The following is a 19,438-nucleotide window of genomic DNA, read 5'->3' on the forward strand; positions in this document are numbered from 1 at the left end:
GGCGTGACGGGCCGACGTTCATCCCGTTCCAACCCTGGCTGGCAGCAGCCGCTTTGGCTGCTGCTTCGTCTGATCCTGTTCGGCGTCGGGCTCGGCGTGCTCAGCGGCACGGCCCTCAAGATGCTGGCTCCGCAGGTGCGTCAGCAGACCCTGCCCGCACTCCCCTGGCTGAGCGACCTGATCGCCCTCACCAGCGACGATCAGCCGGACGACACGAACACAACGGCGACCAGCGAGTCCGCTCCCTCCCAGGAGCAGCCGATCACGCCAGCTCTGCTGCCGGGACAGTTTCTTCCGACCCAGGAGATCACCGCCCTGAGTCAGCGATGGACACAGTTGGCCGCAGCCCAGGACGACCTCGAAGCCAGTGCCTTTCTGCTGGTTCTCGATGACGGTCGCTACGCCCAGATGCAGGCGGACCGTGCGATGCCGGCCGCGAGTTCCATCAAGACGCCGATCCTGCTGGTCAGCCTGGAGCAGATCGACCGTGGGGATCTGCGCTGGAACGAACCTCTGACGCTCACCAAGCCGGTGGTGGGAGGCGGTGCCGGCTGGATGGCTTCCAAGCCTCTGGGAACGCGGTTCCCGACCTACGAGGTGGCGACCGAGATGATCCGCATCAGCGACAACACCGCCACCAATCTGCTGATTCAGAGAGCCGGCGGCAAGGAACGTCTCAACAGCCGCTTCCAGGCCCTGGGGCTGACCGCCACCAAGGTGAACAACTGGCTCCCGGATCTGGATGGCACCAACACCACGAGCGCCCGCGACCTGAGTCGTGCCATCGCCCTTGTCGATACCGGAGGAACGCTCTCCCTGCGGACCCGGGATCTGTTCCGCGATGTGATGGGCACATCGGTCACCAACACGCTTCTGCCCAAGGGACTGATGCAGGGCCTTGGGGGAGAGCAGGGTCGGCCTGATCCAGCTCTGAGCCGCAAGGGCTACCGCGTTTACAACAAAACCGGCGACATCGGCATCGCCTACGCCGATGCAGGACTGATCGAACTGCCCGATGGACGTCGGGCCGTGGCAGGCTTTCTCGTGAAGGGACCGTTCAACGATCCGCGTTCCACCAACCTGATCCGAGCCATGGCTGCAGCGATGGCTCCCCATCTCAAGCCAGCGCCGAGCCCACCGCGAGCCGTCTCCGCCCAGCCTTCCCCATGAGCCTGAGAGCCCTGCTGACCGCTGCCTTGATCGCCCTGCCGGCCGCCGCGATCGCCACGGGACCCGCCTGCCCGGCCGTGCGGGCCGACGCCTTCGCGCGCCAACAGGAGATCCGTCCGCTGCCAGGCGCGCTGGACAAGGTGCTGATGGTGAACGACAACAATCCCGAGTTGATCCGGGACGAGGGCATCCTGCTGTCGACCTTTCCGGAGGGAGGCACCGACGCGTTGGCGGTGCCGCTGAACGGACGCTTCGATCTCTTCAGCCATCACGTCTACGCCGGCAACGACGACACGCTCGACTCGACCCTCTGGCTGGCGGTGATGGTCGCCCCTCTTGACGGCACCCCCGTGACCCTGGAACTGCTGGAGGGCAGCACATCGCTGTCGCAGGCCACCCGCCCCGGCCAGACCGCCGCTCCCTTCCTGCCCCTGCCGGCATTCATGCGCGAGACGACGGAGATCGTTGCCGCCGGGCCCGGCAGCCGGGTGGCCGGTGATCTGCTGGCGAAGCGTCGGGCTCCGGAACTGCACACGACGCGTTGGTCGCTGGAGCCGGGCGATGCGACGCCGATTGTGGTGCTGCCGATCCCCGTGGCCGGCCTCGACCCCCTGCTCAACGGACGCAATCTGCAGCTGCGACTGCGCAGTTCCGCCCCCGTGGCCCTCGCCACCCTGGCGGCCTACGGCAGTGCCCACACCCCGCCTCCCACCAGCCGCTGGCAGGAGATGCTCCACAGCGGGGAACTCAGCTCCAAGGAACACAGCCCAACACCGCGGGGCGCCAAGGGAAAGATGGTCTATTCCCGCGTCAGCGGTGTGCAGATCGGCAGCAGCTGGAGCACACGGATCACCGATCCTGGCAGCGCTCATCTGGCCATTCCGTCCCAACCGCTGTCGTGGCCGATCAGCAGCCTGGAACGGGGATCCCTCGGCACCGGACAGGTGCAGACCGCGGAGCTGCAGGCGTTCCATCCGGACACCGCCTGGGCCGCCCATGGCAACTACGGGGTCACCTATGACCTCAGCCTTCCTCTCAGCAACGATGGCGACCATCCCGCCAGCGTTGAACTGGCACTGGAATCGCCGCTCAAATCCGATCAGCCCAGCGACAGCCTCAGGTTCAGAACCTCGATGACCGGTCCGGTGATGTACCGCGGCCCGATCGAGGTCGCCGGCCTGGATGACCACGACGGACGTCCACTCGGCCGCCAGACCGTTCATCTGGTGCTGCGTCAGGGACAGCAGGGACCGGCCCTCGGGCAACTGACCCTTGCCCCCGGTGAGCAGCGCAATGTGCGGGTCCGTCTGGTTTATCCAGCCGATGCCACCCCCCCGCAGGTGCTCACCCTCCGGCCTGTGAAACAATCCAGGACACCTGACACGTGAGTCTGTGAGTGCACCCCGGAAGCGCAGGGTCTTCCCCTTCACCGCCGTGATCGGTCAGGAGGAGATGAAACTGGCGCTTCTGCTCAATGTGATCGATCCGCGCATCGGCGGCGTGATGATCATGGGGGATCGGGGCACAGGGAAATCCACCACCATCCGTGCCCTGGCGGATCTGCTGCCGGACATCGACGTGGTGGCGGGTGATCCTTACAACAGCTCGGCCACGGATCCAGACCTGCAGAGCAGCGAGGTGCGTCAGCGGCAGGAGCAGGGTGAGGCGCTGACCACCGAACCGCGCCAGGTGCCGATGGTGGATCTGCCTCTTGGCGCCACGGAGGATCGTCTCTGCGGAACCATCGACATCGAGAAAGCCCTCAGCGAAGGGGTGCGTGCCTTTGAACCGGGCCTTCTGGCCAAGGCCAACCGCGGGCTGCTCTATGTGGATGAGGTGAATCTGCTGGATGACCACCTGGTTGATGTGCTGCTGGATTCAGCCGCCTCCGGATGGAACACCGTGGAACGGGAAGGGGTGTCCGTCCGCCATCCTGCGCGCTTCGTGCTGATCGGCTCCGGAAACCCGGAAGAAGGGGAACTGCGTCCGCAGCTGCTGGATCGCTTCGGCATGAGCGTCGAGGTGCGCACCGTGCGGGACCCGGAGCTGCGGGTGCAGGTGGTGGACCAGCGCACCGCGTTTGACAGTGATCCCGACCGGTTCAGCACCGCGATGGAGGAGAACCAGAAAGCCCTGCAGCAGAGGGTGGTGGAGGCTCAGCAACGGCTGGAGCAGGTGGTGATCGATGAGGATCTGCGCCTGCGCATCTCTTCGGTCTGCGGCGAACTGGATGTGGATGGCCTGCGCGGCGACATCGTCACCAACCGGGCAGCCCGCGCCCTCGCCGCTTTTGAAGGCCGCATCGAGGTGAGTGAAGACGATGTGGCGAGGGTGGCCTCCTGCTGTCTGCGCCACCGCCTGCGCAAGGACCCCCTGGAGCAGGTGGATTCCGGCGAGCGGGTGGTGAAGGTGTTCTGCAAGGTGTTCGAGCGCAGTGAGAGCAGCGACCGCGCCGGCTTCGAACTGGCCCTGGCGGCCTGATCCGCCAGGAACTGCATGCGGATCCTCGGCATCGATCCGGGCCTGGCCCGGGTGGGCTATGGGGTGATCGACACCACAGGCGGGCAGCAGCGGATGCTCGACTGCGGGATCATCCGTACCGATCCAGGCCGACCCGATGGTGAACGGATGGTGGAGATCGCCGGGGATCTGCGCCAGCTGATCCGCCGCTGGCGACCGCAACTGGCAGCGGTGGAGAAGTTCTTTTTCTATCGCTCAAGCAACACCATCAGCGTGGTGCAGGCCCGCGGTGTGGTGATGATGACCCTGGCGCGGTTCAAGGTGCCGGTGGTGGAGTTCCCGCCGATGCAGATCAAGCTTGCCCTCGCCGGATTCGGCCATGCCGACAAGGACGAGGTGCTGGAAGCCGTGATGCGGGAACTGAATCTCTCGGATCCTCCACGCCCCGATGATGCCGCCGACGCTCTGGCGGTGGCCCTCACCGGCTGGTTCCAGCGATAAACAAGCCCTGCCCGCCAGGCATCGATTCCTCGCAGAAAAAACACTGATTTCATCCGCCTGATGATGAACCAAACGCCCCAATCGCTCTGCCGATGCCTGCGCAATCGAGGGGATTGATTACGACGCTTTGCGGCGTCCTCTGCGACGGCTCGTTTTCTTCGCCGCGCCGGCTTCGATCGAAGTCACGTTATTGACTGGAGCACCAGCTTGAGAGCTTGCCGTCACTGGGGCCTCTTGCTTCTGAGTGCCGGGACTGCTCGTTGCGGCTGAGGTCCGCGTGTCTCCGACAGCTTCGATGGGGATTCCACATTGCCTTGCCGCCTTCATCCACTGGCCCATGAATCGGGTGTCAAGGCTGATGGCGCGCGAAGTGGAAGGCCTGGAGCCATTCGCGACTCCAGTGGTGATCCGGAGTTGTCGTCCAGAGAAGGGCCCCATGTTTCGCTTGATCGCTAGCGCTCACATTGCGACTCCGGAGCAGCGATGAGAAGTGCAAATCAACAGTTCTTATTCAAGCAAAAGCTGCCTGGACCACCCCCCATCCACGGGTCAAGAACCAAAAAACATGCCCCGATCTCCACTGACGTTCAAGTCCTTTTCACCTGAATCCTCCAGTTGCAGAGATTGCTCTGGAACACTTGATTTTTGATCCGATTGGAATGATCTCCATCGCACGACAAGCCACAGGCTCGCCGTCCTGCTCAGCACAACTAAGCAGATATGCTCAACCTTGACAAACGGTCTCATTCCTTACAAACACCCGGAAAATCAGCAGCCAAAATTTCACTTAAACTGGAAAAGAATTTTCGTGAATTCAGCGCCAAGCTGCCCGATACGAATGGCTCTTGAGAGCATTGATGATCCAGATTCACTTCAGGATCAATGCCTGACCGCCCACGAAATTGAGTGGCGACGATGGTCCACATGGCAACAAGAGAGGACTGCCAGAAAGAGATTGAAAAAGCTGTACAGCGTTGATTGAAGAACCACTTCTTCGTTTCAAAGCCTCTGCAGAACGTCCAAATTCAGTGCGGCAACCCGCGCATCAACCAGGATTCATAGACAAAGAACAGAAAGAAGAAAATGACGATGCCAATGACAAGGAGCCTGCCGTTCATAACCCGAGCCCTCATTCGCACTTAGGCTAGACCGCATCAGCCATCGAGACGAAGCCAAACCAAAGGTGATATTTGGATATGAAAACCCAATCTTGCGAAAGCGACCTCCGTTGGACGCGAGAACAGTCAGTTGTTAACATTCGCCAAGTCATGCGTCTGCGATGAAAGCGCTTGCCTCTGTCGCCACGACTCTTCTATTGATCGGGTTCGGCGCGACATCCGCACATTCACGCTGCCTTGCGTGGACTGCGATCAACGACGTTGAACAGAACATGGCAAAAGGAATGTCGATTTACTACGCACTATCCGACGCACAAGATAAAGGTCTGATTGATGGAAAAGGCGATTGCCTGACAAAAATGCGCCAAATCGCCGAGAAGTCAAGGACGTTATACCCCAACGCCTACGGAGCGATCTGGTACTAAGAGCCATCGGTCGATGGTCCATCCAGAAGGACAACAACGAACGCCCGAAGACTCAAAACATCAACTTGAGTTGTCAACACCTAACAGAAGTCGGTCACAGGGTGAGTGACAGAAATCAACACTCTTTGCACGCAGTCGGCATTGCACCAACGAAGAGCACCTGTATCCACATCCGCAACCTGGAAGAGCGAAGGAGACCGTGGATCACGGGCACTGCCTTCACAGAAGAGCACCTCTGCCAAGTACCAGCCGTTGGTATCGGTGTTGACCAGCTCGGGGTGCTCCCAGACAACGACGACATCACCTGGCTTGACATCCAGAAATGCAGGCCGAAGCGTTGATTGGAGCGGTTTGCTGTAGTCAACAGACATCTGACCATTCCCTGATACATCTGTCCTAAGTCTGCTTAGAGGGAGAATCCATGAGCACTCCTACTCAGGTCATAAAGTTTGCCGGGATACACAATGAGTCTGTCGGGTCGTTGGGGGCCCAGGCACTGGGCGAGTGGGAGGGCTTGCCCTTTTTTCATGTCCAGCGATCAGCGTTCAGCGTTCATGGCAGCTGCACCGCTGACACACGGGCCTGCGTTGAACTAGACCAGAAATGAGATCTGGAAGTCCATAACCATGCAAGCGCTGCCAATGCTTGAGAAGCCAGCGGAAGAGACCCTGATCGACGCCTTACGTGGGTGCAAACAGGCCACACAGCTGAAGGAACTTGAGCAGCGACTGGCGTCAGTCGAGGATGCCCCACCACTGTTCGACTGGATCTGCGATCTGCTGGTGAAGCGTCGCCTGTCCAGGCAACGAGCAGCCACCTTGCTCTCGCAACTCCACAGCATCAACTGAGGCAGCTGGAACGCGTCCGATCTGAACCCTCGAAACGCTCGGCCGACCATCGGAGCCATGCCGAGAAACCTCTTGAACAGCTCTTAACAAAGCCGCTGACTGATGGTCTAATCCGCTACGAAAAAAGCAAAAAGCAGTAGCAACCAGCACAATAATTCTGGATTAATCCTTAAATGGCGGCGCTGGCGATACAGAGCGCGTTGAAAGCTGAAAAAAAAGCCTGCATAGTTGCGCGTGCAACACTTCCGCTCACATGCCTGTCTGCACCTATCGAGGCGTTCGCTACGAAACTTCTGTCGATCCGCAGACTCACACTCAAATTAAATACGAACGCAAACATTACAAGAACGCCATCAACGAGGCATCGAAAACAGGCCGCATGTCTTATCGCTGGGTCAGGTATTGAGTCCAGCTGACTATGGTCATTCGCTAAATATCTGCACAATTAAGGCGGGCTATTGATCTGTTCTAACGACATCCTTGCACCTGCAGTGATCAACAGGCATGTTTTTTTGGCCTTGATCAACCGGAGGACAACCAACATCCAGGGATGTCGAAGCTGAAAGCATTGGTGGAAGCCCCTCCATCAACAAAACGGAATCCAGATCGTTCCGCCGAAGATCACCGACTTCCCCGCCTTTAAACACGTGAATGCAAGAAGCCATTTGTTGTAGAATCACGATTGAGGTATCAACTGCACCGTGGAGTTCACAATTGTCATTCTTGATGAGCATATTCTCTCCTATTCACAACTGAAATGGACAGACTGGAAAGATGACAACCGGAAGCAGATGATCAGCCAGGGTGACAACTGGTCCAAGACAACCTTGATCGGCAATGACATATGGGAATGCCTCGAAAGCAATCAAATTGATCCTCTACATCTTGTGCAATGGAAGCCCGCATCCGAAAAGCTCCACAGGGTCAGCCTGCCACCCCATCCCCATCCTTTTGATCAGTCCAGATAACGGCGTTCAGGCACTCCGTGCATCGGGAAGACCTCCATGCATGACCTAAAAATGACAACCATTCTCATGCGTGATGTGAGGTGATACAAAAAGAATGCTTTTGATTGACCCCTCGTCTTGATCATCATAAATTCCCAGCGGATGAGGAGGGAATTTGCAGAGCTGCATCCCTTCTCCATCCACCTCTTCCTTGCCTCAAAGAGTGAGATCTTCATCTTCAGGCACAGCAGTTCAGTGCTCAATCAACCTCCAGTGATCGAGGTTGAATCGCTACTTTCTGTTCATCACATTCCAAGACCAAAAATCAACGACGAAGGGCAGATTCGTGCGATTTTGTTCGTGCCATCAAGGAATTGAGACAAGCGCCTGATCAATCACGGCTCATGATGCGTTGCGGGAGTCCGAAGACCCACGCTGAGGGCCCCTGGATCGAGGAACAGCCCGTTGCCTGACCTTCCGTTCGTCGCATCCCTCACCGCAACAATCCCGGAACAACACCAGAACTCTCACAACCATTAGGTCGACATGCGTGATGAAGGCCTGGTTCCGGCGATCACCACCAAGCAGAAGCTTCGCCGTCACTTCCGGCAGCTGCGACGTGAGCAGTCCTGCCTCTTCCCCGCCATTCGCGCCGCCGTTGAAGCAGACATGGAGGCCGCCCATCGGCCGCTGTCCAGCGATCAGATGATCGGCATCTACTGGCCGCTGGCGGACGAAGTGGATCTGCGTGCGCTGCGACAGCAGGGGCCCGTCGCGCTGCCGGTGGCGGATGGTCAGGGGGGGCTCGTCTACCGCCACTGGGCCGTGGACAGTGAGAACGCTCAGATCCTGAAACCTGACGGCTGCGGCATCCCGGCTCCCGCGGAAGGCCGGACTCTGCGGCCGGAGCAGCTGGCCTGCCTGCTGGTGCCGGCCCTTGCCATCGACCGCCAGGGAGTCCGCCTCGGCTACGGCGGCGGTTACTACGACCGGCTGCGGCAACAGACGCCCTGGCGGGCCGTGCGCGCCCTGGCGGTGCTGCCGTCGGCCTGCATCACCGACACGCCACTGCCGCGGGATCCCTGGGACATCCCCTTCGATGGCTGGATCAGCGAGCAGGGACCTGGTCGTCCCCAGGGGACCACCGCATCATGAGCGTCACCTGCTGCCCGGCTGCCATGCGTCCCCTGCTCGCCTTCCTGACTCTCTCAGCGGCGTGTCTCGCGGCAGGCATCGCCTCCCCAGGACAGGCGCACCAGATCGAGTCGGCCCTGCAGTATCTCGATGGCGATCTGGAACTGAGCACGCGTTTTTCGAACGGTGAGCCGGCCAGCGGTGCCGTCGTGCGTCTGCTCAATCCAGATGGCACCCCTGGGGTCGAACTCGGTCGCACGGATGCCGATGGCCAGGTGAGGCTTGATCTGCAGGCCATCGAGGACGGTCGCTACGACCTTCAGGTGGACGGCGGGCCCGGGCACCGGGACTATCTGGACATTCCGGTCCAGCAGGGACGTGTCCGGCTGGATGAGGTGGTGCAGGCCCCCCTGACGCTGATGCTCGTCGGTTTGCTGGTTAGCGTGCGACGTCGATGTGACTGATCGCAACGATGGCCGCCAGCACCGGCAGTGAGGCTCTTGACCGGATGGTGGAACGGCTCGGGGGAACAGCGGATCCCCGACGTCGGTATGAGTACGTCCTCTGGCTGGCCAAGAAACTGACGCCACTGCCTGTGGAGCAGCAGACCGACAACCTGCGGGTGCGGGGATGTGTGTCCCAGGTCTTCGTGCGGGGGGAACTGGATCAGGGTGTGATGCGCTGGCAGGGAGACTCCGACGCGCTGATCACCAAAGGACTGCTGGCGTTTCTGATCGAGGGTCTGAATGGACTGACCCCACCACAGGTCAGGGCCATCGACCCCGGCTTCATCGAAGCCACCGGACTGCAGGCGAGCCTGACCCCCTCCCGGGCCAACGGCTTCCTGAACATCCTTCGGATGATGCAGGCCCAGGCGGCCGCCCTGGACAGTTCCGGCGGCCCCGCTGATTCATAGAGTCAGGCTTGATCGTTCAGTGGGCGGATCGACGGGAATGGGTGCACGGATCGGCGTCGGCTTGCTAGGCCTCGGCACGGTGGGTGGCGGGGTCGCCTCAATCCTGCTGTCCCCGCAGGAACGTCATCCTCTGGTCGCTGATCTTGAGCTGATCCGTGTGGCCGTGCGTGATCTGGAGCGGCCCCGACCGGTCGATCTGTCGCCCGAACAACTCACCACAGATCCTCAGACCGTGGTCGAGGATCCGCGCGTGGACGTCGTGGTGGAGGTGATCGGAGGGATCGAACCGGCTCGCTCTCTGATCCTGGCGGCGATCAAAGCGGGCAAATCGGTGGTGACCGCCAACAAAGCGGTGATCGCCCGTCACGGCGGAGAGATTGCAGAGGCCGCCGCAGCCGCAGGTGTGTACGTGCTGATCGAAGCCGCCGTCGGCGGGGGGATCCCGATCATCGAACCGCTGAAGCAGTCCCTCGGTGGCAACCGGATCAACCGGGTCAGCGGAATCATCAACGGAACCACCAATTACATCCTCACCCGCATGGCCGATGAGGGCGCGGCCTATGAGGATGTTCTGGCGGAAGCCCAGCGACTCGGCTACGCCGAAGCCGACCCCGCAGCGGATGTGGACGGTCTCGATGCAGCGGACAAGATCGCCATTCTCTCGACCCTCGCCTTCGGCGGAGGCGTGGATCGCCAGAGCATCCCGACCGAGGGCATCAGCCGGCTTCAGGGAGAAGACGTGGATTACGCACGCCAGCTGGGCTATGGCGTGAAGCTGCTGGCGGTGGCCGAACGGATGGCGACATCCGACGCCAGCGCAGAAGTGCTGGCACTGTCACTGAGGGTGCAGCCGACCCTGGTGCCCAGTCACCATCCCCTGGCGGGCGTTCAGGGCGTCAACAACGCCATCCTGGTCGAGGGCGATCCCATCGGCCAGGTGATGTTCTACGGCCCGGGAGCCGGAGCAGGACCGACCGCATCGGCGGTGGTCGCCGACATTCTCAACATCGCCGGGATCCGGCAGGCCAGTGGTGGTGACGGCCGGCTGGATCCGCTGCTGGCGGCTGGCAGCTGGAGGACTTGCAGCCTTGTTGACCCGGGGAATGTCCGCCAGAGGCACTACGTCCGTTTCAACACACAGGATGCTCCGGGTGTGATCGGACGCATCGGCGGCTGCTTCGGCGATCGCGACATCTCGATCCAGTCGATCGTGCAGTTCAACGCCAGCTCTGCCGGAGCTGAAATCGTCGTGATCACCCACGAAGTCGACCAGCGGCGCATGGACGAGGCCCTGGCGGCGATCCGCGCCCTGCCGGACGTTTCGGGACTCGCCGCCCATCTCGGGTGTCTCTGAAGCCCTGACCGAGCCAAGGCGGACTGGCGGGAACAGCGCTGGATGGTCCAGAGTGTCAATAATCACGACAGCTCTGATTTGAAGTTGCTGATCTGTGTTGGGTCCCGTTCATGACGAACGTCACCATGACCGACGATGTTTCAGGCTGCAGCCTCCTGGACCCCCCTCCGACGATGGATGTGCATCAGGGCGACTGCGTGAACCTTCGCAGTGATCAGGGCACCTTCCAGGTGATCGGTGTCGACGGAGAACACAATCGCTGCTGGGTGCGGCGCTGGCCGATCGAGGCGAAGGGTGGCTCCCCGGTGTTCGAGATCTCCATGCAGCAGATCGAGCCGGTCGCGGCCTGAGAGGAACGTTGATTGGCGTCAGGGTTCTTTCGCTGTTGAATAAGCCGCGAGAGCGCTTCGGAGCGGATGTCAGCAGAACGGCCATGGCGCCAGCCACTGGTGATGGCGTTCGCGCTGATCAGCGTCTGCTTCAGTCAGCTGTCCTGCCAGCCCCGCCGCGCGGACCAGCAATTGACGGTTGCTTCAGCGGGAAAGATCAGTTCGCTGGATCCCGCTCAGGCCAGCACCGTCAACACGATCCAGCTGTTGAGCGCCCTCGGCGACCCTCTTTACAGCCTCTCCGAAGGCGGCGAGCTGGAACCCCGTCTCGCAGCGGCATCTCCTGAGATCAGCGCCGACGGAACGACCGTCACGATCCCGTTGCGCACCGACGTCCGCTTCCATGACGGCAGCCGCTTCGATGCGGCCGCCATGGCCTTCAGCCTGCGGCGCTTCCTGCGCATCGGCACCCTCAGCTATGTCGTCGGAGACCGCATCGCCGCCGTGGAGGTGGCCGCCCCCGACCGGCTGCGGCTGCGGCTGAGCCGCCCGTCCACATCCCTCGAAGGACTGCTCACCTCGGTGAACCTCACCCCGGTCTCGCCGCAGGCTTACCGGGACCACCGCGATCGCTTCCTGACGGACCGGTTCGTCGGCACCGGACCGTACCGCCTGAGCAGCTTCAGCGAACACCAGCAGCGACTGGAACCCTTCGAGGCTTACTGGGGAGAGGCCCCCCGCAACAGCGGACTCGACCTGATCACCCTGAGCAACTCCACTGCTCTCTACGGCGCCCTGCGCAGCGGTGAAGTGGATGTGCTGCTCTCTGCTTCCATCGATGAGGACCAGAGGTATGCGCTGCACCGCAAGGCGGAGGCGGGACAGCTGCATGAGGCGGTGGGGCCGGCCATGGAGATCGGCTACATCACCCTGCTCAGCAACGCCATGCCGCTGCAGGATCCGCGGTTGCGTCGTGCCCTGTCGCTGAGTCTGAACCGCACGGAGCTGAGTGCACGGGTGAGCTACGGCCTGCGTCGCCCCCTGCGTGCCCTGGTCCCTCCCAGCCTCGCCGGGGGAGGCGGCCCGATCTGGCCGGCGCACGATCCCATGCAGGCCAGGGCCCTGCTCAGCAGCGCCGGGTACTGCGACGGCAGGCTCCTGCAGGTGCCACTCACCTTCCGATCCAATGTGCCGGCAGACAAGCTGCTGGCCCTCACCTGGCAGGCGCAGGTGAAGCGCGATCTGTCCGACTGCCTCGTGCTGGAACTGGATGGAGTGGAATCCACCACCGTCTACCGCCAGCTCGGAGAAGGTGCTTTCAAGGCCGTGATGCTCGACTGGCGCGGCACGTATCCCGATCCGGAGGCCTATCTGACGCCGCTGCTCAGCTGCAGCAATCCATCAGGCGAGATCTGCCTCGACGGCGAAGCAGCGATCAGCGGCAGCTTCTGGTCCACCTCCGGTCTGCAGGAGGCCCTGCGCAGCAGCGATGAGCTCAGGGGCGCCGCCCGTCACGCTGAGCTGAAGCGCATCGAACGCATGTCCGCGCTTGGAGCGGCCTACATCCCGGTCTGGCTCGAATCACCGCGCGCCTGGGGGCAGACCGATCTCTCGGTGCCCGAATTCGACGGCAGCGGCCACGTGCGGCTGAACCGGCTTCGGAGGACTCGCTGATGGGACGCGCCCGCGCACTGCTCACCTACAGCGCCACACGGCTGGGGCTGGCACCTCTGATGCTCTGGCTGATCGCCAGCCTGGTGTTCCTGCTGCTGCGACTCGCCCCTGGAGATCCGGTGGATGCGGTGCTCGGCAGTCGGGCTCCCGCAGCGGCGAAGGCGGCGATGCGGGCCCGGCTCGGCCTGGATCAATCCCTGTTGCAGCAGTATCTGGACTACCTCAACGGCCTGCTGCACGGCGATCTCGGCCAGGCCCTGATCAACCAGGAACCGGTGAGCACGATCATCGGGCGCACACTTCCGGCCAGCCTCGAGCTGAGTTCGATCGCGCTGCTGGTGGCAGCGATCGTGGGTCTGAGCGTCGGGTTCAGCGGTATCGCACGCCCTGAGGGCAAGCTCGATCTCGCCGGGCGGCTCTACGGACTGGGCACCTATGCCCTGCCCCCCTTCTGGGTGGCGATGCTGGTGCAGCTGCTGTTCGCGGTGAGTCTGGGCTGGCTGCCGGTGGGAGGACGCTTCCCCCCCAGCCTCCTCCCCCCGGAGGGCAGCGGCTTCTATTTGCTGGACAGCATCCGACAGGCCGACTGGATGGCGCTGCGCGGCACCATCCGGCATCTGCTGCTTCCGGCGGGGACCCTGGCCCTGCTGCTCAGCGGCACGTTCACAACAGCCCTGCGCCTGAACCTGCGCCGCACGCTGAGGAGCGACTACATCGAATCGGCCCGCAGCCGGGGACTGATGGAATCCCGGGTGGTGCTGCGGCATGGGCTGCCCAATGCACTGCTGCCGGTGCTCACCATCGCCGGCATCACCGTGGCCTCCCTGATCGGTGGCGCGCTGCTGATCGAGGTGACCTTCTCATGGCCCGGCATCGCCCTGCGGCTGCAGGAAGCGATCAACCAACGGGACTACCCGGTGGTTCAGGGCATCGTGGTGGTGATCGCCGCGTTGGTGGTGCTGGTGAGTGTGGCGGTGGACCTGCTGGTGGCAGCTCTCGACCCACGGATCCGCTACTGAAGCGCCGACTCCAGCGCGGCGGCATCCCTGCTGCTGAAGCGGTGCCAGCGAACGGAACCCTCCTGGTAATGGTGCGAGGCCGTGGCCTCGGCGGCCCCCTCGAGCTGCTCGAGGAACGCGATCAGTTCGCGACGCAGCAGCTCCTGCACTGCCAGGGGATTGACCCCCACCAGCTCCTCGCCCAGACGGAACAGATCATCTCCGTCGCCGCTGCTGCTCTGGCCCTCAACCCGGATGGCGGAGAAATGACTGCCCCCCTCCACGATCACCGCCCGACTGAAGGGGTGCTGTCCGAAGGAGGCGAGCATCCCCAACTGCTCGGCCAGCGGCGGGGTGATCAGATCCAGCGTGCCGCCCATCAGCAGCACCGGGATCGAAGCGGGGCGCGACGGGCCGGGGGGCCAGATCAGGCTGCCGAAGCTGTTGAGACCCACCACAGCTGCCAGCTCCGGAACTGAGATCCGCGCCTCCAGAGCACCCTCCTTGGCCAGCTCACACTGCAGCAGCAGGGAGAGGTTGGTGAGCGGCAGTTCATCGAGAGCCTGCCGGCATCGCTGCGGCAGGCCTGGCTGCGGCACCCGACCCGTGGCCATCAAGGCCGTGAAGGCTCCGAGGGAATGGCCGATCAGCACCACGCGATCCCCCGGCACATCGAGGGTGCCGCGGCGCTGGGCCAGCAGGACAGCCTGGAGATCCTGCATCCGCTGACGCAGAGCCTCTGCACCCGCCAACGGCTCGCGACCTTCCAGCAAGGCCTGCACGGCGGCGGAGTCGCTGCCTGGATGCTCCATCAGCACGACAGACCACCCGGCTGATGCCAGCCCGCGGGCCAACCATTGGAAATGATCCGGATCGCCTCCGAGCCCAGGCATCACCAGGATCCAGGGCCGGCGACGATCGGAGCGGGCCGCTGACCAGCTCTGCAGTTCCAGATCCTCGACGCGATGGGGAACCGACAGCCGGATGCGTCGAGGTCCCGGCCTGGAGCGCTCCACCCCTGATGCGACCGGGTCCAGCACCTCGACCGGCTGGCGGGACAGATGACTGGTGAGCCGCTGCTGGCGTTCCACCTGAGTTTTCCAGCGCCCTGCAGCCTGCAGCAACGCATCGAGGTTCACCCTCAGACGCTCGGCGGGCAGGGCCTCCAGCAGATCGAGGGTCGAAACCTGCGGTGCCTCCGTCAGCAGCTTCTCCATGGTGGAGAGAATCCGCTCACTGCTGATCCGTTCCGTGCCCTTGACGCTGTCGACCTGGATCAGATCACCGAGCGCATCGATCAGCGGTTGGGCCGCCCAGCTGCGCAGAAGCTGCTGGCCCAGGCTCCTGCGGGTCAGCACCGGCGCGTTCAACAGACGGATCAACCCAGACCGGCTGTCCTGGTCCAGCAGCCTCAACCAGGTCGTGAGCTCGGATCGCTCGCCAGCGCCGGCGCCAGCCAGACCCTGAAGCTCATCCACGGTGATCGGCAACGTGATGCCGTCGATCACCACCTCGAGCCGTTCAGCAGCCCGGACGGGCCACGGTGCGAGGGGAGAGAGCAGCAGACTGCCGACAAGTCCTATCGCGAGGCTTCGCCCTGTTAAGCGTCCGCGCAGCAACGCCTGACCCCATGCGGTGGTGGAACCAGTTTCCTTCAGGCCTGCGAAATGTCACCCGGCTGAGGCTGCTCGCATCCATCGGGGCTGGCGGAGTCATCTTCATGACCCCGTTGATCTTCCATGCCATCGATTTCTCCGCCAGTCAGGTCGGCAGCGGGCTTGCGGTCTCCGCGCTGATCGGCACGGCCGTCCGCCTGCTCAGTGGGTCGCTGCTGGATCGGGGTCTCCGCTGCTCATGGCCGGTGCGCGCCACCACGCTGCTGGCGGTGCTGGCTGATCTGACCCTGTTCCGGGCCGACACCTACGGCGGATACCTGCTGGGCCAGCTGCTGCTGGGCACTGCGGCAGGGCTCTACTGGCCGGCGATCGAACTTGCTGTACCGCTGAGCTGCGGCAGTGTTCCCTCCGGTCGGGGGTATGCCCTGGTCCGCAGTGCAGATGCCCTCGGCATCGGCCTGGGCGCTCTGCTGGGCACCGTGGCCGCCCTGGTGGGACAGCTGCGCCTCGTCTACGGGGTGGAAGCGCTGTGCATGACGGCTGTGCTGATTCTGATCAGCCTCCATCCACTCGAGGATTCCCGCGCTCGCCCCGGGAAGGACAGCACCAGACCGACCGAACGGGAAGCCGGATCCAGCGGCCTGCGCTGGCTCGGTCCACTGCTGCCCGTTCTGGCGGTCAGCGTGATCGCCACAGGCATCCTGGCGCTTCAGCAGAGTGCCCTGCCCCTGGATCTGGTGAAGGGAGGCCTGCAGCGCCCCGGTCTGAGCGAAAGCCAGAGCGGCGGCCTGATCGCTCTGCAGCTCAGCCTTCTGGTCGTGCTGCAGTGGCCGGTCGGCCGCTGGCTTTCGGATCGCAGCGTGATGTTCGGCCTCAGCGTCAGTGTGGCGGGTTTCAGCGTCGGTTCGGTGCTGCTGGCGCTCTCCTCCCTCTCCGAACACGGCCTCCACTTCGTTCTGGCGGCCCTGATGCCGATGGCCCTGGCACAGGCTGCCTTTCTGCCCACCGCCACGGAGGCGGTGATCGAGGAGACGCCGCCCGGCCATCGGGGGCTGGCGATGGCACTGTTCTCCCAGTGTTTCGCCATCAGTGCGATGGCGGCACCTCTGATCGGAGGTGCCCTCCTGGACCGTCAGGGGCATGGATTGCTGCTCTGGCTGCTCACGGCAGCGGCCTGCCTGCTGATGCTTCCGGTGGTGCGCAGCATCCAACCCCGCTTCACCGACTCATCGGGGGCTCTCGAAGAGACGGTCGATGGCGTAACAGGGAACCCAGGCTTTCTCGGGGACTAACGGTCGTCCGGATCGGTCCAGCAGGCGGTAGAGGCAGAACTGCTCGCTCTGCTCGATCGCCGGGCCTTCCACCACAATCTCCTCGCTGCGCAGATCCAGCCGATGGGTCATCCGGAAACCAGGCCTGGAATACAGACTGGTTCCAGGGCGCAACGTGAACATCGCGGCCATCGACGCTGGCGCCGCCAGCAGCATGAAACCGATCAGAAGTGTCTGACGAAGCCGGCTGCGTGGCATCGAGCAGTCCCTGGAGGATCGCCAGTGTCACACGTGCCCCATGCATCGGACCGGCACCGATCCGAACCGGACGGGACGCTCGGCGACCGGTGATTCAGACGTTGAAGAGGAACTCCATCACATCCCCTTCCGCCACCTCGTACTCCTTGCCTTCACTGCGCAGCCACCCCTTGCTCTTGGCTTCCACCAGGGATCCGGCTTCCAGCAGCTTCTCCCAGCCGATGGTCTGCGCCCGGATGAAGCCGCGCTCGAAATCCGTGTGGATGACGCCGGCGGCCTGAGGCGCTGTCATGCCGGCCTTGAAGGTCCAGGCACGGGTCTCCTTCTCGCCGGTGGTGAAGTAGGTGCGCAGGCCCAGCAGGCGGTACGTCGCCCGGATCAGACTCTGCAGTCCACCTTCTTCGACACCCAGTCCGGAGAGGTAATCGGCCCGTTCCTCCTCCCCGAGCTCGATCAGTTCCGCCTCCACCTGAGCGGAGATCCGCACGGTTTCCGCGCCCTCCTTTTCGGCCAGTGCGATCACCTCGGTGCAGAAGGCGTTGCCGCCAGCGAGATCCTCCTCGCTGACGTTGGTGGCGTAGATGATCGGTTTGCCGGTGAGCAGACCGAGCGGCTTGATCAGAGGCGCCTCCTCCTCGGTCAACGCAACGCTGCGCGCCGCACCCCCTTCTTCAAGAACGCACTGGATGCGCTCGAGGGCGGCGTCTTCGGTCTGGGCCTCCTTGCTGGTGCGAACCTGCTTCTTGAGTCGCTCGCGGCGCTTCTCGATCTGAGCGAGATCCGCAAGCCCCAGCTCCAGGTTGATCACCTCAGCGTCACGGGACGGTCCCACGGAACCGGACACGTGAATGACGTCATCGTCCTCGAAGCAACGGATCACGTGAACGATCGCGTCGACCTCGCGGATGTTGGAGAGAAATTTGTTGCCCAGGCCTTCACCCTGACTGGCACCCTTCACCAGGCCAGCGATGTCGACGAACTCCATCCGGGTGGGAATCGTGTTCAGACTGCTGCTGAGCTCCGTGAGCCGGTCCAGGCGTTCATCCGGCACGGCGACGCTGCCGACGTTGGGCTCGATCGTGCAGAAAGGGAAGTTCGCCGCCTGGGCCTGAGCGTTGGCCACAAGCGCATTGAACAGGGTGGACTTGCCGACGTTGGGCAGCCCGACAATTCCAGCTTTGAGCATGCGCCGGAATCTACCGGCAAGCGGCGAGACTGTTGTGAACTTTTGTTGGCCCATGCTGAAGACCGAGCAGCGCCCTGCGCTTCAGCCCACCCCAACCGTGCCGGACAGCCCTCCTCCACAGCGATCCTTCCTCCAGCGCAACCGACTTCTTGGACTCGGCCTGCTGCTGGCCCTGCTGGCGGGCGGAACGGCGCTGCTGCGATTCGCCCCCTGGAGCGCACGGGAACGTGATCTGACGCCCTACACCGTGCTGGCCGAAACCGGCTCCCTGTCCGGTGTGATCACCGCCAGTGGCGAACTGCAGGCCGACCGCCGCGTGAACATCAGCCCCCGCAAACAGGGGCTTCTGAAGGAGCTGATGGTGGATGAGGGGGATGTCGTCGAGGCCGGCCAGGTCGTGGCGCTGATGGATCCGGGGGATTACGGCGACCGCCTCGACGAACGCCGTGCGCTGCTGCGCCAGGCGGAAGCCAACTTCCTCGGCAAACGGGATGAATTCGAGCGGCGACGCCAGCTCCATGAGCAGGAGGTGGTGAGCGCTGATGACTTCAGTCGCGTGCGCAATCAGATGCTGGCCAGCCAGGCGGCCGTCATCGCTGCACGGGAACGGATCCAGCAGCTGGAGGAAGAAGGCCGGGAACTGCGGATCCGCGCCCCCTTCAGCGGCACGATCACCGCCCGTTTCGCCGAACCCGGCGCCTTCGTGACGCCGACAACCACGGCCTCGGCCAACGCAGGGGCCACCAGCTCCTCGATCGTCGAGCTGTCCCAGGGTCGGGAAGTGGCCGCCAAGGTTCCGGAGAGCGACATCGGACGGATCGCCTTGGGGCAGCAGGCGGAGATCCGGGTGGATGCGTTCCCTGACGAACGCTTTCAGGCGACGGTGAATGAAATCGCGCCACGGGCCGAGAAACGCGACAACGTCACCTCGTTCACGGTGAAGCTGCAGCTGAAGGATCCTCCGGAGCGGCTGCGGATCGGCATGACGGCCGATATCAATTTCCAGACCGGTCGCAGCGCACCGAAAACCCTCGTTCCCACCGTTGCGATCGTCACGGAGAACGGCAAACCCGGCGTGCTGCTGGTGGGCGAACAGCAGCAGCCCAGTTTCCAGGCGGTGGAGCTGGGCAGCAGCAGCGGCGATCGCACGGCGATCTTGAATGGCCTGCCATCCGGCACCCGCGTGTTCATCGACCTGCCCCCCTGGGCGAAGCGTGAGCGCAACTGACCCTG

Annotated in this window: 21 protein-coding genes; 16 read left to right on the top strand and 5 right to left on the bottom strand. The window is 63.3% G+C overall.

The features are described 5' to 3' along the window. Positions 1 to 3: 3 nt before the first annotated feature. The 4 genes from ACJ0G7_RS01375 to ruvC are packed head-to-tail and all read left to right on the top strand — an operon-like array spanning position 4 to position 4,131. The gene (locus tag ACJ0G7_RS01375; protein WP_043692078.1) at positions 4 to 1,170 is read left to right on the top strand and encodes a serine hydrolase; all 1,167 of its coding nucleotides are present in this window, start codon (positions 4 to 6) and stop codon (positions 1,168 to 1,170) included. Beyond that, the gene (locus tag ACJ0G7_RS01380) at positions 1,167 to 2,558 is read left to right on the top strand and encodes a DUF3370 domain-containing protein (RefSeq protein WP_407394867.1); all 1,392 of its coding nucleotides are present in this window, start codon (positions 1,167 to 1,169) and stop codon (positions 2,556 to 2,558) included. Before ACJ0G7_RS01375 ends, ACJ0G7_RS01380 begins: the two co-directional genes overlap by 4 nt. Before the next feature lie 4 nt (positions 2,559 to 2,562). After that, positions 2,563 to 3,651: a magnesium chelatase ATPase subunit I gene (gene bchI, locus ACJ0G7_RS01385; RefSeq protein ID WP_043692082.1), complete on the top strand. Its 1,089-nt coding sequence runs from the start codon at positions 2,563 to 2,565 to the stop codon at positions 3,649 to 3,651. 15 nt (positions 3,652 to 3,666) lie between these two features. After that, a complete protein-coding gene (gene ruvC / locus ACJ0G7_RS01390) occupies positions 3,667 to 4,131 on the top strand; it encodes a crossover junction endodeoxyribonuclease RuvC (protein ID WP_043692089.1) in 465 nt (154 codons plus the stop codon). Positions 4,132 to 4,874: 743 nt separating this feature from the next. On the opposite strand, the gene ACJ0G7_RS01395 is transcribed toward ruvC, so the two are convergent. After that, positions 4,875 to 5,057 carry a hypothetical protein gene (locus tag ACJ0G7_RS01395; RefSeq protein WP_407394870.1) on the bottom strand — a complete coding sequence of 61 codons (183 nt, stop codon included), beginning with the start codon at positions 5,055 to 5,057 and terminating at the stop codon, positions 4,875 to 4,877. A 353-nt stretch (positions 5,058 to 5,410) separates the two neighbouring features. Here ACJ0G7_RS01395 and ACJ0G7_RS01400 point away from each other — a divergent pair, with 353 nt between their 5' ends. Continuing rightward, a complete protein-coding gene (locus ACJ0G7_RS01400) occupies positions 5,411 to 5,674 on the top strand; it encodes a hypothetical protein (protein WP_043692091.1) in 264 nt (87 codons plus the stop codon). An 80-nt stretch (positions 5,675 to 5,754) separates the two neighbouring features. Here the strand turns inward: ACJ0G7_RS01400 and ACJ0G7_RS01405 are convergent, their stop codons facing one another. After that, a complete protein-coding gene (locus ACJ0G7_RS01405) occupies positions 5,755 to 6,045 on the bottom strand; it encodes a DUF3104 domain-containing protein (protein WP_071839655.1) in 291 nt (96 codons plus the stop codon). A gap of 255 nt (positions 6,046 to 6,300) precedes the next feature. Here ACJ0G7_RS01405 and ACJ0G7_RS01410 point away from each other — a divergent pair, with 255 nt between their 5' ends. The 9 genes from ACJ0G7_RS01410 (at position 6,301) to ACJ0G7_RS01450 (ending at position 13,895) form a co-directional block, all read left to right on the top strand. After that, positions 6,301 to 6,522, top strand: a complete 222-nt coding sequence (locus tag ACJ0G7_RS01410; protein WP_052378165.1) for a hypothetical protein — start codon at positions 6,301 to 6,303, stop codon at positions 6,520 to 6,522. Positions 6,523 to 7,223: 701 nt separating this feature from the next. Further along, positions 7,224 to 7,490: a hypothetical protein gene (locus ACJ0G7_RS01415; RefSeq protein WP_407394873.1), complete on the top strand. Its 267-nt coding sequence runs from the start codon at positions 7,224 to 7,226 to the stop codon at positions 7,488 to 7,490. A gap of 525 nt (positions 7,491 to 8,015) precedes the next feature. Continuing rightward, the gene (locus ACJ0G7_RS01420; RefSeq protein WP_407394874.1) at positions 8,016 to 8,624 is read left to right on the top strand and encodes a 5-formyltetrahydrofolate cyclo-ligase; all 609 of its coding nucleotides are present in this window, start codon (positions 8,016 to 8,018) and stop codon (positions 8,622 to 8,624) included. Positions 8,625 to 8,647: 23 nt separating this feature from the next. Beyond that, positions 8,648 to 9,067 (top strand): hypothetical protein, encoded by a 420-nt coding sequence (locus tag ACJ0G7_RS01425; RefSeq protein WP_043696783.1) that lies wholly within the window; start codon positions 8,648 to 8,650, stop codon positions 9,065 to 9,067. Between the two features lie 8 nt (positions 9,068 to 9,075). Next, positions 9,076 to 9,519, top strand: coding sequence for a SufE family protein (locus ACJ0G7_RS01430; RefSeq protein ID WP_407394876.1), 444 nt, complete (start codon positions 9,076 to 9,078; stop codon positions 9,517 to 9,519). Between the two features lie 37 nt (positions 9,520 to 9,556). Further along, positions 9,557 to 10,873 carry a homoserine dehydrogenase gene (locus ACJ0G7_RS01435; protein ID WP_407394878.1) on the top strand — a complete coding sequence of 439 codons (1,317 nt, stop codon included), beginning with the start codon at positions 9,557 to 9,559 and terminating at the stop codon, positions 10,871 to 10,873. 110 nt (positions 10,874 to 10,983) lie between these two features. Continuing rightward, positions 10,984 to 11,223, top strand: coding sequence for a hypothetical protein (locus ACJ0G7_RS01440; protein ID WP_407394880.1), 240 nt, complete (start codon positions 10,984 to 10,986; stop codon positions 11,221 to 11,223). A gap of 102 nt (positions 11,224 to 11,325) precedes the next feature. Continuing rightward, positions 11,326 to 12,876: an ABC transporter substrate-binding protein gene (locus ACJ0G7_RS01445; protein WP_407394882.1), complete on the top strand. Its 1,551-nt coding sequence runs from the start codon at positions 11,326 to 11,328 to the stop codon at positions 12,874 to 12,876. Further along, positions 12,876 to 13,895, top strand: coding sequence for an ABC transporter permease (locus tag ACJ0G7_RS01450; protein WP_043692122.1), 1,020 nt, complete (start codon positions 12,876 to 12,878; stop codon positions 13,893 to 13,895). The genes ACJ0G7_RS01445 and ACJ0G7_RS01450 overlap by 1 nt, the downstream gene beginning before the upstream one ends. Here the strand turns inward: ACJ0G7_RS01450 and ACJ0G7_RS01455 are convergent. Beyond that, positions 13,889 to 15,493 (bottom strand): alpha/beta hydrolase, encoded by a 1,605-nt coding sequence (locus ACJ0G7_RS01455; RefSeq protein ID WP_407394884.1) that lies wholly within the window; start codon positions 15,491 to 15,493, stop codon positions 13,889 to 13,891. The genes ACJ0G7_RS01450 and ACJ0G7_RS01455 overlap by 7 nt on opposite strands. Positions 15,494 to 15,594: 101 nt before the next feature. Here ACJ0G7_RS01455 and ACJ0G7_RS01460 point away from each other — a divergent pair, with 101 nt between their 5' ends. Continuing rightward, positions 15,595 to 16,782, top strand: coding sequence for an MFS transporter (locus ACJ0G7_RS01460; protein ID WP_253912820.1), 1,188 nt, complete (start codon positions 15,595 to 15,597; stop codon positions 16,780 to 16,782). Here the strand turns inward: ACJ0G7_RS01460 and ACJ0G7_RS01465 are convergent. Together ACJ0G7_RS01465 and ychF are read right to left on the bottom strand one after the other, a co-directional pair. Next, complete coding sequence (locus ACJ0G7_RS01465; RefSeq protein ID WP_407394886.1) at positions 16,717 to 17,019, bottom strand: hypothetical protein; 303 nt, start codon at positions 17,017 to 17,019, stop codon at positions 16,717 to 16,719. The genes ACJ0G7_RS01460 and ACJ0G7_RS01465 overlap by 66 nt on opposite strands. Before the next feature lie 94 nt (positions 17,020 to 17,113). Next, a complete protein-coding gene (ychF, locus tag ACJ0G7_RS01470) occupies positions 17,114 to 18,205 on the bottom strand; it encodes a redox-regulated ATPase YchF (RefSeq protein WP_043692132.1) in 1,092 nt (363 codons plus the stop codon). A gap of 52 nt (positions 18,206 to 18,257) precedes the next feature. Here ychF and ACJ0G7_RS01475 point away from each other — a divergent pair, with 52 nt between their 5' ends. After that, entirely contained in the window at positions 18,258 to 19,433 is a 1,176-nt protein-coding gene (locus ACJ0G7_RS01475; protein ID WP_407394888.1) for an efflux RND transporter periplasmic adaptor subunit, read from the top strand. The last annotated feature ends 5 nt before the right edge of the window (positions 19,434 to 19,438 follow it).

This window comes from Parasynechococcus sp., from assembly GCF_045559935.1.
Taxonomy (GTDB): domain Bacteria; phylum Cyanobacteriota; class Cyanobacteriia; order PCC-6307; family Cyanobiaceae; genus Parasynechococcus.